This window comes from Chloracidobacterium sp. (genome assembly GCA_016720705.1).
In the GTDB taxonomy this organism is placed as follows: domain Bacteria; phylum Acidobacteriota; class Blastocatellia; order Pyrinomonadales; family Pyrinomonadaceae; genus OLB17.
On the sequence record JADKKB010000007.1, the window covers coordinates 1473808 to 1487624 of the forward strand.

The 13817-nt window shown below is 52.7% G+C and carries 13 protein-coding genes; 8 read left to right on the forward strand and 5 right to left on the reverse strand.

Features of this window, described 5'->3' with window-relative positions; all coding sequences use genetic code 11:
* The first annotated feature begins 46 nt into the window (after positions 1-46).
* The 4 genes from IPQ00_13770 (at position 47) to IPQ00_13785 (ending at position 4815) form a co-directional block, all read left to right on the forward strand.
* Entirely contained in the window at positions 47-1732 is a 1686-nt protein-coding gene (locus IPQ00_13770; GenBank protein MBL0241630.1) for an FHA domain-containing protein, read from the forward strand.
* Positions 1733-1796: 64 nt separating this feature from the next.
* Complete coding sequence (locus IPQ00_13775) at positions 1797-2870, forward strand: rod shape-determining protein (GenBank protein ID MBL0241631.1); 1074 nt, start codon at positions 1797-1799, stop codon at positions 2868-2870.
* Positions 2871-3025: 155 nt separating this feature from the next.
* A complete protein-coding gene (locus IPQ00_13780; GenBank protein ID MBL0241632.1) occupies positions 3026-3865 on the forward strand; it encodes a TIGR00159 family protein in 840 nt (279 codons plus the stop codon).
* Positions 3866-3882: 17 nt separating this feature from the next.
* The gene (locus IPQ00_13785; protein ID MBL0241633.1) at positions 3883-4815 is read left to right on the forward strand and encodes a hypothetical protein; all 933 of its coding nucleotides are present in this window, start codon (positions 3883-3885) and stop codon (positions 4813-4815) included.
* Between the two features lie 5 nt (positions 4816-4820).
* Here IPQ00_13785 and IPQ00_13790 read toward each other — a convergent pair whose 3' ends face one another.
* Complete coding sequence (locus IPQ00_13790) at positions 4821-5555, reverse strand: hypothetical protein (protein MBL0241634.1); 735 nt, start codon at positions 5553-5555, stop codon at positions 4821-4823.
* Positions 5556-5600: 45 nt separating this feature from the next.
* Here IPQ00_13790 and IPQ00_13795 point away from each other — a divergent pair, with 45 nt between their 5' ends.
* Complete coding sequence (locus IPQ00_13795; protein ID MBL0241635.1) at positions 5601-7178, forward strand: O-antigen ligase family protein; 1578 nt, start codon at positions 5601-5603, stop codon at positions 7176-7178.
* A 19-nt stretch (positions 7179-7197) separates the two neighbouring features.
* On the forward strand, positions 7198-9651 hold the full coding sequence (locus IPQ00_13800) for a serine hydrolase (GenBank protein MBL0241636.1): 2454 nt from the start codon (positions 7198-7200) through the stop codon (positions 9649-9651).
* A 7-nt stretch (positions 9652-9658) separates the two neighbouring features.
* On the opposite strand, the gene ttcA is transcribed toward IPQ00_13800, so the two are convergent.
* Positions 9659-10582, reverse strand: coding sequence for a tRNA 2-thiocytidine(32) synthetase TtcA (ttcA, locus tag IPQ00_13805; protein ID MBL0241637.1), 924 nt, complete (start codon positions 10580-10582; stop codon positions 9659-9661).
* Between the two features lie 200 nt (positions 10583-10782).
* Here ttcA and IPQ00_13810 point away from each other — a divergent pair, with 200 nt between their 5' ends.
* Positions 10783-11412 carry a polymer-forming cytoskeletal protein gene (locus IPQ00_13810; protein MBL0241638.1) on the forward strand — a complete coding sequence of 210 codons (630 nt, stop codon included), beginning with the start codon at positions 10783-10785 and terminating at the stop codon, positions 11410-11412.
* 38 nt (positions 11413-11450) lie between these two features.
* Positions 11451-11870 (forward strand): large conductance mechanosensitive channel protein MscL, encoded by a 420-nt coding sequence (gene mscL, locus IPQ00_13815; protein MBL0241639.1) that lies wholly within the window; start codon positions 11451-11453, stop codon positions 11868-11870.
* A gap of 40 nt (positions 11871-11910) precedes the next feature.
* On the opposite strand, the gene IPQ00_13820 is transcribed toward mscL, so the two are convergent.
* Genes IPQ00_13820 through mnmA form a run of 3 tightly spaced genes read right to left on the reverse strand, consistent with a single transcriptional unit; the run spans position 11911 to position 13809 of the window.
* Entirely contained in the window at positions 11911-12483 is a 573-nt protein-coding gene (locus IPQ00_13820; protein ID MBL0241640.1) for a 5-formyltetrahydrofolate cyclo-ligase, read from the reverse strand.
* 15 nt (positions 12484-12498) lie between these two features.
* Positions 12499-12687 (reverse strand): hypothetical protein, encoded by a 189-nt coding sequence (locus IPQ00_13825; protein MBL0241641.1) that lies wholly within the window; start codon positions 12685-12687, stop codon positions 12499-12501.
* Between the two features lie 12 nt (positions 12688-12699).
* Entirely contained in the window at positions 12700-13809 is a 1110-nt protein-coding gene (mnmA, locus tag IPQ00_13830; GenBank protein MBL0241642.1) for a tRNA 2-thiouridine(34) synthase MnmA, read from the reverse strand.
* Between the last annotated feature and the right edge of the window lie 8 nt (positions 13810-13817).

Here is a 13817-nt window from a genome sequence, read left to right on the forward strand (position 1 = left end):
AATCAGATTCACAATTGCTCGGTGACGATTTACAATAACGCCTGTCGTGAACGCAATCTTTACAATCAGCGAACCAAGCGGACGCACCTGGGAATTCGGTGCAACGCCCGGCCGTATCTATACGATCGGCCGTGCAAAGGAAAATGACATCGTTCTCAATGACCGGCGTGTTTCTCGTAAGCACGCATTCATTGATGCGACCGGCGGGCCATTTAAGCTCGTTGACGGCTACCACGAAAACGGAGAGCTGTTGCGCAGTGTCAACCGGGTTTTTGTAAATGGAGCCGCTCAGATCGAGCGAATACTCGAGTCAGGTGACGTCATAACGATCGGCGAATGTGACCTGACATTTAGGACGCTGTCCGACGGCGCGGCGCAACCGCCAGGCCGGATCGATGTGCCGTCGATAGTGCCCGCCGGGATCAAATATGACGACGCCCCGCTCGGACACCAACAGGTCCAAATGTCCGCCAATGAGATCATTGGGCGACAATCGCATCTATCGATGGAATCGGCGAGTGCGACACCCGAGGAGATCAGGGCACTTAAGCGCAAGGCTATGATGCTCGATCTGCTGTTCGAGATGAGCCGAACGCTGGGTACTGTATTCGACCTTAAGGAGATCTTTGAGAAGGCGACCGATCTCATCTTTCGCGGCACACCCGCGGACCGCGTCGTCGCATTGCTGGCCGACGAGACTGTCGATGGCAAGATACTCGACTACAGCCTTTTTCAGATCGGAGCCAGGACGCGCGATGCTCAGTTTCAAAATCTGACGGACAAATTGACCGTCAGCCGAACGATCACGCAGAAGGTAATGCGTGACCGCGTCGCCCTTTTATCACAGGACGCAAAAACAGACGTTCAGTTTTCGGGGGCTGAATCGATCGTCGCCCAAGGGGTCAGATCGACGATCTGCGCACCACTGATCACGGAATCAAATGTTCACGGCGTGATATATGCTGATCGGCTTGATCCCTTTGCTGCATTTTCGCCTGACCACCTGGAGCTAATTAGCGCCGTTGCTGCGCAGACTGCGGTCACGGTCGAAACCGTCAGGGCACATAAACGTCTGGCCCGCGAAGAGGTCGCCCGTGCAAACTACAGCCGGTTTATGCCGGAATATGTGGTCAAGCAGTTGCTTGAAAACCCCGATTCGTTCAGACTTGGCGGTGTAAATCAAAAGATAACCGTACTTTTTGCGGACATTCGGGGTTTCACGTCGTTTTCAGAAACTGAAAATCCTGAACGTGTAGTGGGGCTGCTCAATCGTTATTTTACGGCAATGACGGAGATCATTTTTGAGTACGGCGGAACTCTAGACAAATACATTGGCGATGGATTGATGGCTATTTTTGGGGCTCCGACAGCGACGCCGACCGACGCGGTAAATGCAGTGAAGGCGGCGGTTGCAATGCAGAAAAGGATGGTCCCGCTCAACGATGAACTGCAGCAAGCAGGCTACTCGCCGGTTCGCGTCGGTATCGGACTGCATACGGGCGTGGCGACGATCGGTTACGTTGGATCTGAACAGCGGTCTGAGTATACAGCCATCGGCGATACGGTCAATCTTGCCGCACGACTCGAACAAAATGCCGTTGGCGGTCAAATATTGATAAGTGAGGCAACCGTTTCGGCCGCCGGCAACATCTTTCCCGTGAAAGGCCTCGAGCCTTTATCGGTCAAGAACCGTCTGCAGCCTGTTGCACTTTTCGAGCTCAATTGGGCTTAAGATAATTGGCAGATATACGGTATTGGGCATATAATTCATATAGTCCGGCGGTGGAGAACATCTGATGTTGAAGATCTCATCTCTAAAAAAACTTGTCACTGATTCTATGGCGATCGATCTTGGTACCTCGAGCACCATTATCGCCGTCAAGGGTCGCGGTGTGGTTGTCGATGAACCCTCGCTCGTCGCGATAAACGAGATGACGGATGAGATCGTCGCATTTGGACTCGAAGCAGCCGAAATGTCCGGGCGCGAGGGGCGGGACGTGATCGTCAAAGCTCCGCTGGTCGGCGGCGTCGTTGCCGATTTTGAACGGACCAAGAAGATGCTCGCCCACTTTGTCAAAAAAGCGAAGACCGGCGGATCGAATATCTCGCTCCAGGCAGTGATGAGTATGGTCTCGGACGTTACGCACGTCGAACAAAGGGCTCTGCACAATGCGGCCGACGAGGCCGGGATAAAAAGGGTCTATATGATGGAAGAGGGCCTCGCAGCGGCATTTGGCGCGGGCATACTTCCGACTGACAAGCGAGCGGCGGCGATCGTCGACATCGGAGCGGGCACGACAAACATAGCGATCATCGCTAAAGGTTCCGTCGTGCATTCGACGTCCGAACGCTATGGCAGTCAGGAGATCAATGAGAGTCTGGCGACACATCTAAGGCGACATCGCGGATTGCAGGTCGGCGAGGAAACGACCGAGCAGCTTAAGACCAATTTCTCATCGGCTTTCTTGCCTGACGATATTTCAAGGGCAATGGAAGTTCGTGGACGCGACGTGCAGACCGGCAGTCCGGCGGCGGTCGAGGTGACGGCGGGTGAGATGTACGCGATCGTCGAGGGGATAGTCCGCCGTATCGCACTTCGCGTCAAGGATACTCTGACGGAACTACGGCCCGAGGTGGCGGCCGACATCTACGATCGCGGAGTGATCCTCACGGGCGGCGGAGCTCTACTCGATGGGATCGATCAGTATCTTAGAGGGTTTATTAATCTGCCGGTAAGCATCGCCGACGAACCGCGATACGCGATCGTCAAGGGACTTGTGAAAATGTTTGAGGACGAAAAACTGCTCGAACGCGTCGCCCGCAATGAGCTTAGCGTTTTACAGAGCGCTGAGATCCCATTTGAAGTTTAGTAGCGAATCGATAGCGAGAAATGCCTCCGAAACACAAGTTTCGGGGGCGTTTTTATGCTATATCCAACGGTAAATATGTAAATCAGCAGCCAGAAATATGGTATTCTTATCGGGTTTAGGCTTAGCCGAGGCCGTTCATCCGGCCTTTTCGAATAATGCAGTTCATCGAATACATATCGGCGATCAGCAGCGTGCGTAATGTCATCGACATTGTGCTCGTTTTTATCATCGTGTATGTCGTTCTGAAGCTGCTCCGCGGTACACGGGCGGTGCCGACCGTTGTCGGAATGGTACTTCTCGGATTGCTATATTGGCTCGCGTCCGTTCAGGGTTTATCAACGCTCGAATTTGTACTGAGATACGCGGTCGTGTACATCGGTATCGCCATCATCGTACTTTTCCAATCCGAGATCCGGCAGGCCCTTATTTATTTCGCCAATCGCTTTCGATTTCCGCTGCTTAGGCGGCAACGCGGCCAGTTTGGCGGCAGTGTCTATGACGAGATCGTCCTGGCGATCACTACGCTTGCGTCCGAAAAGACGGGAGCACTGATCGTCATCGAGAGAAATATCGGATTGCGAAACTTCATCGATGCCGGCGTCCAACTCGACGCGCGTCTGAGCTACGACCTTCTGGTGACGATATTTAATCCGTCAACGCCGCTCCACGACGGCGCGGTTATCATACAGAGCGAGCGACTTGCGGCCGCATCGGTCTTTTTGCCGCTGACCAAAAACCCGGAGATCTCGCGCGACCTCGGTACGCGTCATCGGGCGGCTATCGGCATTACCGAAGGCTCAGACGCGATCTCACTGGTGGTATCAGAGGAGACCGGACTCATAACGTATGTCGAAGCCGGAAACGTCCGGCGCAATCTGGACCCGACAACGCTCAGAAAACTCTTGCTCGAAGCGATGGACATCCCGCTGATCGAACGCAAGAAGGACGCCGCGAATGCCCTTAAAGAAGCCGATACTGAGGTCACAATAGGTTAAAGAACGAATTTCGACAGATGCCGTCCGGAAACGATAAAACTAAAAACAAAGAGCCGCGAAAAGTATTTTTCAGGCATATCCTGCGCAAGATATTTCTCGAGGATTGGGCGTTAAAGCTCGTTGCGCTCGTCATCACGCTGGGGCTTTGGTTTGGCGTAACCGGGCTCAGCACGCCCGCCACCAAGCGCTTTACTGTCCAGCTCGCGCCAAATGTTGCAAATAATGTCGAGATCACCAATAACGCGATCGCCGAGGTCGAGATAGTCGTCAGCGGAGATGAGCGTAAGTTAAAAACGCTGACGAGCTCCGGCCTTGTCGCCGCTCTGGACCTAACATCGACGCCGCCCGGCGACCGTGTCATTTCGCTTACGCCTGAGAATATCTCGGTTGACTTGCCGCTGGGCGTTAAGCTAGATGACATTCAACCGAATCGCATCGCCGTACGGCTCGAGGAGGTCCAAGAGATCGAACTGCCGGTCAAAGCAGATATCGACGGCAAACCGGCAGATGGTTTTGAGATCTATGGCGAATCTGTCATACCGCAAAGGGTCAAGGTGCGTGGGCCTGCGAGCTTTATGAAGACGCTCGATTTTGTACTTACGGACAAAATATCGGTCGAGGGGAGAACGGAGGATTTTACGGCCAGACAGGTTCCGCTTGGCGTTTCAAACACTAAGGCGACTGTGTCGAATACAGTAGTTGACGTCGCATTTCGAATTGGCGAAAAAAGATCTGTCCAGTCATTTATCGTGGCCCCGCCGACATCGTCCGGGCAGACCAAGCGGTATGCGGTCACGTTATTTGCCGCCAGATCCGTACTGTCGAAGATCCGGGCCGCCGAGATCAAGGTCGAGATCGTGAAAAACGCGGACGGCGAGGATGTACCACAAGCGAGCGTGCCAAACGAGTTTTCACATCTGGTCGAGATCAGGTCTGTAAAGGCGAACTAGCGGGGTCACACCGGAAACAGCTCTAAATACTGCCGTATATCGCGCCGCATATCATCGGTGATCTCGTGTTTGGCACGATAGTGCTGTGAACGATAATTTGGCACATACTTTGCCAAACGCCTGTTGAAATCCGCGAACTGCTCCTGTGTATAAAACTCGTCATCATCACCGAAAAGGTAAAATGTCGATGCTGACGGCGGACTATATGCCGCATTAGTATCAAGATCACCCGGAATCCCTCCGCACACGGCGATCACGCCGGCAAGGATCTCAGGATACGTAAATGCAAATCGAAAATTTAGTGCGCACGCTTGAGAAAATCCGTAGATGAATATCTTGCGTTCGTCGATCACGCCATCGGCGGAGAGTTTAGCGATCAGGTCGAGCACGAACTGCTGGTGGAGCCGAATGTGTTCGTCCGGACGGTGGTCTGAAAGCCATCCAAACCCGACGCGGTATCCGTCATCCGTTTGGCGAAAATGCGGATGCGGAGCCTGGATCGACGCGATGACAAAATTCGCGGGTGCGATGAGCCGAGCCTCACGCATCATATATCGCTTGTGAGCACCGTAACCGTGAACGGCGATCAGTAATGGAGCCAAGTCAGCCGCCGACTCTGGTACGTAAAGGTCGTAATAGAGGCTGATCTCTGCCTTAAATGACAGGTCAACCGTTAGATTTTCGTTGGACATAATCTTGGAATTGTCGATCGGCCGCCAAAGCGGGACAGCGATAGACACTTATATCCACTACCCGTCAGCCGAACTGTTATAATACTCGCATTTATGGTCGCATTTATCGAATATATCGACCGCCTGAGCGGTGCCGCGGCCGAAGTCGGGCTGGCAGAAATGCTTGACCGCGTGAGTTTTGTCTTTCTAACGATAACTATTCTGGCGGCCCCGCACTCGATAGCCGCCACCCAGGTCGCCTGGGGTATCGGATTGTTCGCGTTGATCATTCGGTCGGTCATGCGGCCTCGCAAGATCGGCAAATGGCGGCCATTGGTCATTGCACTTTGGGTGTTTTTCGGATGGTCGGTGGTGAGCGCAGTATTCTCATATGAGCCCGCCGTATCGCTGGATCGTCTTCGCGGGCCTGGGCTGATCCTATTCTGCATTTTCGTTATTGGCGTGATCCGAAACATTCAGAGTGCCTATTTTCTGGCATTTGCACTGATCGTTTCGTGTATGGTCAATGTGATAATGACGCCGATCCAGCGGATCATCGGACGAGGCGTCGAGATTCACGGTGTCGCCCCCGACGGGCCATTGGCCAAGTCGGGATTGGGTAACGGCGACACCATTCTCAAGGCAGACGGCAAAAAGCTTTCAGATCCGCAAGCACTTATCGATGCAATCGAGTCCAAAGGGTCGTCGAAAGTCGATTTTCATCGGTCAGATTGGTATTCATCGACCGAGGTTTACAAAAAAGACCTTTTGCCCGGCTCTGACGCCAATTTCCGCCTGGGTGTAAGCACGTCCGGCCCGAGCCATTATTGGCGGATGATGGGGTTTTACAACCACTATACGACCTACGCCGAGGTGCTGCAGTTGATAATGTCGCTACTCTTTGGGTTAATGGTGGCGGCGATCCTAAAGCGTCGAAAAGGCACGCGCCCAACTAACAGCGAACCGCAAACACCGATATCGCGGATATCGTCGCTGTTTACGTCAACGCCATTCTTGATCGCGTCATTTGCGGCGATGTCGGTGGCAATGATAATGACGGTCACACGGGCGTCGCAGTTGTCATTAATGATCTCGGCTCTGTCTATCGGAATGATCTCGATGAGCCGCCGAGCCTTAATAATTGCGGTGCTTGTTGCCATTCCGGTAGGGGCGGCCGGACTATACCTTTTGCAGGAATCGCGAAAAGTCGGGGTTTTTGACTCAACTGACGAATCATCCCAGTATCGCTTGATGATGTGGCGCGACGGTATCAGACTCTGGCAAGCGAGCCCACGAAATGCCGTTTTCGGTGTCGGTATGGACTCGATCCAAAAGCATTGGCAAGAGTGGGATATGTTCGACAAGGGGTGGCAGCATATGGGCCATTTCCACTCTACGCCGGTCCAACTGCTGGCCGAACGCGGCCTTGCGGCATTGATCTTATGGTTGATCGTGCTGGGCATTTACGCCCGTTCGTTATGGAAAGGAATTAGGGCTAATCGCGATGGCGATTGGCGGACGTTCGGTATATTGGCCGGATGTTTTGGCGGTGCCGTCGGCTTTTTTTCAAGCGGCCTTGTCCATTGGAATCTGGGCGATGCCGAGGTTGCAATGGTCTTTTTCCTTCTGATGGGCATCGGCATCCGCACGGTCGAACTTTCAGTCGGAGAATCGCGTATTATCACAAGTTAGTACATTAGGAAACAAAAAAATGAAATTTCATTATCTGCGCTTAAATCTATCAATTTTCGTAATTTTTGCGTTCCTGGTACTTTCGGTGCCGCAATTTGGCTATTCGCAAAATGCGTCAACCAGCACCGCACTGTCGACCGATATCTCGACACAGCTACAGGTGATCGAGACCAAGCTCGAAGCGCGCCGCAAGGAACTCGGGATACCGGGATTATCGCTGGCGATCGTCAAGGACGACAAGGTGATCTACCTCAAGGGTCTCGGGCTAAAAGATTTCGAGGAAAAGATAGCTGTGACGCGGGACACGCAGTTTGCGATCGGTTCCGCAACTAAAGCGTTTACGGCTCTTTCGGTATTGATGTCGCAGGACGAGGGAAAGCTATCGATAGACGATTCGCCCAAAAAATATCTACCGTACTTTAAGATGTTCGATCCGGACACGGACAAGAACATTCTGATACGCGACCTCTTATCGCACTCTTCGGGACTTAACCGGACGGATCTCGCAATGCTCACAGGCCGGCTAAACCGTGCGGAATTGATACAAGTTGCCGCCCAAGCCAGACCGACCGCCAAACTGCGCGAAAAATTTCAATATCAAAACATAATGTACACCGCCGCCGGAGAGATCGTCGCTCAGGCGCAAAAGACGTCTTGGGAAAAGTTCGTGGTTGAGCGCGTCCTGAAACCCCTCGGGATGGAGAACAGCTCGATGTCGATAAAGGAAATGCAGAAGGCCAAAGACTATTCGTACGGCTACGAATACAATTTTGACACAAAGGCCACCGTACGAAAGCCGTTTCGCGGGATCGATCAGGTGGCACCTGCAGGGGCGATCAACTCGAGTGCCCGGGATATGGCCGAATGGTTGAGATTTGTGCTCAACGGCGGAACTGTCGGTGGAAAAAGGCTCGCATCGGAAAGGAGCTTTGCCGAATGGGTCAAACCGCATATGAAGATCGCCGGTTCAACAAGCTATGGATTTGGGTGGTTCCTGCAGGATTGGAACGGCCTCAAGGTCGTCCAGCACGGCGGCAATATAGACGGTTTTAACTCGATGGTGGCAATGATCCCTGAGAAAAAGATCGGCTTTGTATTGCTTACCAATGTGAGTGCGTCGAGCGTAGGCAACGAGCTAATGCAGATAGTTTGGGAAAATCTGATCGGTTTGCCCAAGGTTGACGAGAGCTCCAAACTTCCGGTCAAGACGATGGAAAGGATGGTCGGCAAGTACAGGCTTGCGGTTGCCAATATGGACTTTGAGGTAAAGATCGTCGGCGATGACCTCGTTATGGCAGTGCCCGGACAACCTGAGTACAAACTGCAGCGGACCGCACCGCGGCAATTCAAGATGGTGGGAGCACCCGATGGATTTGCCGTCAAATTCAATCCGGAACAAGGCGATGCGACCGAACTCTATCTGCAGCAGCCGCAGGGAAACTACACACTTCCGCGGCTCAATGCCGGCGTCACGCTGGAGAAAAGTCCGGAAGTGACATCGGGGACGAAGAGCGGCCGAAATGAACTCGTCGGAAAATATACCGTCCCGGGCGGTGGCGTCGAAGTCAGCATCAGCGAGTCAGAGGGCAAACTGACGTTTAACATTCCGGGCCAGCAACCGTATTCTCTTGGTGAAAAGTCTAAGGACGTCTATTCGCTCTCGCCGTTGCCCGATACATACTTTCTAACCGCAAAGCGCGATGCGGGCGGTAAGATCACGAGTGTCGCAATCACCCAACCGGAGGGCGTGTTTGATTTCAAAAAGATCGATGACGCAGGCGAACCCGCGACCACGATAACGACTGATGAACTGATGCAGCAGTCGATCGACGCGATCGGCGGTGAAGCAAATTGGCGAAAGATAACGACGCGTTATACCGAGGCAAATGTCGATCTCGAGAATCAAGGCATCCAGGGCAGGTCGATCAGTTGGGCAAAGGCACCTGATCGTGGGGCGACGAGTATGACGATGACCGCACTCGGCAAGACCATCGCGAGCGGATGGGAATATTATGACGGAAAGGGCGGTCAGGAAATATACACGTTTGCACCTGCTGAAACATACACCGGAAAACGACTTGACGATGCCGCACTGTCGGCCACATTTTACTCACAGCTTGAATGGAAGACACTTTTCAAGAAAGTGACGATCCGAGACAAAGCAAAGGTCGGCGACGAGGAATGCTATGTGGTCGATTTCGAGCCTAATAAAGGTAACAATTTTACTGACTATTATTCGACCAAGACATTTCTGCTGCGGAAACGTATCGGCGTCAGTTCGTCGAGCACCAGCGAACAAAAGACAGCATATTCGGCAACATTTGATGACTATCGAAATGTTGACGGCATAATGCTGCCATTTAAGATGACGAGCTTCAATGCCGGCACCGGCAATGTAGTAACTGTCGTGACGATGTACAAACATAATTTGCCTATGGATGACAAACTGTTTGCACCGCGAAAAGTGAAGTAGTCGTGGCTTATTGGATAGAGTCGATACCGGCGACCGACATCAGGTCCGTAGCATACGCAGGCTCGCTGTGGTCGAAAACCTCGTCGAGTTCCTTTTCGACGCTACCGTGAGTAGAGGGAATTCGTTTGATCATCGGCTCGAAATTGCGAAAATCGTATAGCTCATTATCGAGCAGATGCGAGCCGGTGACATTCGTAAGTGCGGTCATCATCGTCGCGCGGATAAACGGCGTCTCCTTTTCAAGTTCATTGATGAGGCGCTTTACGCGGGCACGTTTCAGATTGGGTTGGGAGCCGCAAAGATTGCAGGGAATGATCGGAAATCCTCGTTCGTCAGAGTATTTCTGGATCTCCTTTTCCTGACAATAGGCGAGCGGGCGAATGATCGTATTGCGGCCATCATCCGAACGCAGGATCGGGGGCATCGCCTTGAGCTGGCCGACGTAGAAAAGATTCATCAGAAAGGTCGCAATGATATCGTCACCGTGATGACCGAGGGCGATCTTAGTGCATCCTTCCTCAACTGCGACCGAATAAAGTATGCCGCGACGCAATCGGGAGCACAGCGAGCAATACGTTTTGCCCTCAGCAATGTGGGACGTCACGATCGAATAGGTATCTTCCTCAACGATGCGATATCTGACTCCGATGCTCTCGAGATAATCGGGCAGAATGTGCTCGGGAAAATCGGGCTGCTTCTGGTCAAGATTGACCGCAAATATCTCGAAATTGACCGGTGCCCGACGCTGTACATCCAGCAATAGGTCGAGCATCGTATAGCTGTCCTTGCCGCCCGAGAGACAGACCATCACCTTATCGCCCTCTTCAATCATCGAAAAATCAGCGATAGCATTGCCCATCTTTTTGAGCAATTTGGTCTTCGTCTTTGTCTCAGTAGTCAACCTTTTACACAGCCTCCGAAAATTATGAATTCTGACACGCTAGCGTCGAAATAACAACCTCAAAATAGTACTAGACACACGCGCAAAAAGTCATCTATTATTTAGTGGACGGGAACAGGGTGTATGTATAAGTGTGGGTTTGGGTGTTTCAAACACTCAAATCTCAGGGTTGCTATTCCTTTCACAAACGGCATTTCAGACGAAATTCTTCAGCGAGGTTTAATAAAAGTATGATCAGAATGGGCAGAAGTTCCAGAACGGAACCCGCAGAATCCAACGATTTTCAGAATCCACCGGCCGCCGATCCGGCATTTCGCTACCAGACCGAGGCACCGGCGGCATCCGGCAGGGCAATATCAGAGAGCGACGCTATGGCCCGTGATATTAAAGAAGGACGCTTGAGCGGTTTTGTCGGCCACGGCACGACACTCACCGGCGAGACCGACTTTCACGCGATGCTGAGAGTTGACGGACATCTGATCGGAACGGTTTCGTCCGAATCCGGAACATTGATCATCGGCACGAATGGTCAGGTCGATGCCAACATAATGGTTGCCGCCGCAATGATCAACGGCACGGTCAACGGTGATATCTATGCGAGCGAAAAGCTACAGCTTGGCCGCACCGCACGCGTGATGGGCAATATTCAGAGCCCGCGTTTGGTGGTCGAGGAAGGCGCGATACTCGAGGGCAGTTGCAGTATGATGAAGGCCCGCGAAATTCAGGAAGAAGAAGTCGCGGCCGCGATCGAACCTAGCCCGGAGACTCCGACCTATCAACAGACCGTCGAGGACGACGCGACGGCCACTTTATTCGCTGAGGACGACGATGACGAGTCAGCGGATGTCGCGACGGCATAAATAGCGATGGTTTTCGAATTGAGCAAGGATAAAACAAAATGCTAAATGAATTTAAGGCCTTTATTGCACGCGGAAACGTACTGGACCTGGCGATCGGCGTCATTATCGGAGCCGCTTTCGGCAAGATCGTGACGACATTTACCGAAGGCATTATTATGCCATTCGTTGGATTAGTGACGGGTGGAGCCGATTTTAAGACCAAGTTTTACGATCTGAGTGGCAAGCTCGGGCCGGGAGCGACGATCGAACAGATCGATGCCGCCGTCAAGGGCGGTGCTCCGCTGTTGCGTTACGGACAGCTCATCAGCGACATCATTACATTTCTGATCGTCGGATTTGTGATGTTTCTGATCGCCAAGGCTGCGATGAATTACTTTACAAAATTGGCAGCCGCGACTCCGGCACCGCCGCAAGAGGCTCTCCTGACCGAGATCCGCGATTTGCTTAAGGAAAAGTAGGATAACGAAGACGGCGGCCGGATAGCCTACGCCGCCGTCGTCAAAACTGATAAACGCCCTCCGGCGTTATACACGCATCCAGTCTGATGTCGTGATCGCCGATATCGTCAATTTCTTCCACCGGCTCGAAAAGGCTCACGCCGACCTTTCGGCAATCGGGCCGGCACCCCGCAAGGAACCCGTCATAAAACCCCTTTCCATACCCCGTTCTATGTCCCGTCACATCAAAACAGAGTAGTGGAACGATCACCAGATCGATCGACTCAGGCTCGACGCTTTCACCGTCCGAAGGCTCTCTGATACCCCAACTGTTTTCGACCAATAATGTCCGGGCGGTAAACGCGATATGCTCTAATTTGCCTGTCCCTAACAGAGTCTTTGGCGCCACAGTTCTAATTGACGGATGTTGGCGCCGGATCCTATCAACTATCAGCGACGTGTCAACCTCGTTGAATTTAGGTATCGAAATGAAGGCGTGCACCGTTCGGACGTCACTCAGATCGACCGCGGCAAAAAAACGACCTGCTATCGAACGGCTTGCTTCGGCGACAGTTTCGGGAGCAAGATCCGCTCTCTTTTTTAGGAACTCCCGACGGAGTTGAGCTTTTTTCATTGACGCAGAGTCGGTTCAGCCCCGTTTCTTTTCCGGACGCAGTTTGTTGGCGACGGCCGTCCTTGGCGTTACCTGATTTGCACGTACCTCTTGGCCGGCGTTGGTGGCATTTGCCGCTTTAGCAGCAGCAAGCATTTTTGATTCGTTGATCGCTTTGAGAGCCGCTTTAGCATTTTTGCTAAGCCTCTTTTTTTCTTTTGGCATAAATTCCTCGTATTAACTTCGCACGATCCATCCGCCGCCGACAACTTCGTCGCCATTATAAAAGATGGTCGCTTGTCCAGGGGTGATCGCCCTCTGCGGTTCATCAAATCGGATCATTGCCCGACTGTCCGGCAATGCCGTTAAGGTCGCCATTGCGGGGTCGTGACGATAGCGGATCTTGACCTCCGCCCGAACCGGTACAGTGGGTTCGTCGAAAGCCACCCAGTTAACACCGCTCGCAATAAACTCGATCGCCTCAAGCTCATTAGCCGCGCCGACGATGATCTGGTTTTTGGCACGTTCGATCTGCACAACGTAAAGTGGTTTTTCATTGGCGATGCCCAGGCCGCGACGCTGCCCGATGGTGTAGCGGTGGATCCCTGAATGAGCTCCGACGGTTTCACCGGCAGTGTTGACGATTGCTCCGCCCTCCGGCATTTCGGATGAGCGCCCTTCGTGCTCTAGATACCGGTCGATAAACTCCGAGTATTTCCCGTCCGGCACAAAGCATATCTCTTGTGACTCCTGCTTTTCGGCCGTATAGAGATCAGCCTCGCGGGCAATGTCCCGAACGTCGCTCTTGAGCATTTCACCGAGCGGAAACAATGAGCGCGACAGTTGCTCCTGATTGAGCTCCCATAGAAAATAGCTCTGATCCTTCCAGTGGTTTTTGCCGCGAAATAATCTATAGCGGTCCGCTGCAGCGTCGTACTCGACCCTGGCGAAATGACCGGTCGCGACCTTTTCGCAGCCGAGCGACATTGCCATCCGGTCTAGCGAAGCAAATTTCAAACGCGAATTGCACGCCACACACGGGATCGGCGTTTCGCCCGATAAATAGCTCTGAACAAAGGGCTCGACCACTGAGCGTTCGAAATCGTCCTCTAGATTTAGGACGTAAAACGGGAAACCCAGCTTTTCAGCGACGCGGCGGGCATCATAAACATCATCTAACGAGCAGCAACGGCTAGGTAGAGGGTCACCGTTTTCGTCCAGATTGATATTGCGGCGCTGATTCCACAACTGCATCGTAAACCCTACGAGTTCGTGCCCCTGCTCCTTCAAGAGCGCAGCTGCCGCCGAACTATCGACACCGCCACTCATTGCAACCGCTATTTTCATTACCCTCA

Excerpts from the sequence above, each read along its gene's own strand:
- IPQ00_13775 (MBL0241631.1), top strand. The coding sequence starts at position 1,797 with ATGTTGAAGATCTCATCTCTAAAAAAACTTGTCACTGATTCTATGGCG.
- IPQ00_13780 (MBL0241632.1), top strand. The coding sequence starts at position 3,026 with ATGCAGTTCATCGAATACATATCGGCGATCAGCAGCGTGCGTAATGTC.
- IPQ00_13785 (MBL0241633.1), top strand. The coding sequence starts at position 3,883 with ATGCCGTCCGGAAACGATAAAACTAAAAACAAAGAGCCGCGAAAAGTA.
- IPQ00_13795 (MBL0241635.1), top strand. The coding sequence starts at position 5,601 with ATGGTCGCATTTATCGAATATATCGACCGCCTGAGCGGTGCCGCGGCC.
- IPQ00_13800 (MBL0241636.1), top strand. The coding sequence starts at position 7,198 with ATGAAATTTCATTATCTGCGCTTAAATCTATCAATTTTCGTAATTTTT.
- IPQ00_13810 (MBL0241638.1), top strand. The coding sequence starts at position 10,783 with ATGATCAGAATGGGCAGAAGTTCCAGAACGGAACCCGCAGAATCCAAC.
- mscL (MBL0241639.1), top strand. The coding sequence starts at position 11,451 with ATGCTAAATGAATTTAAGGCCTTTATTGCACGCGGAAACGTACTGGAC.
- IPQ00_13820 (MBL0241640.1), bottom strand. The coding sequence starts at position 12,483 with ATGAAAAAAGCTCAACTCCGTCGGGAGTTCCTAAAAAAGAGAGCGGAT.
- IPQ00_13825 (MBL0241641.1), bottom strand. The coding sequence starts at position 12,687 with ATGCCAAAAGAAAAAAAGAGGCTTAGCAAAAATGCTAAAGCGGCTCTC.
- mnmA (MBL0241642.1), bottom strand. The coding sequence starts at position 13,809 with ATGAAAATAGCGGTTGCAATGAGTGGCGGTGTCGATAGTTCGGCGGCA.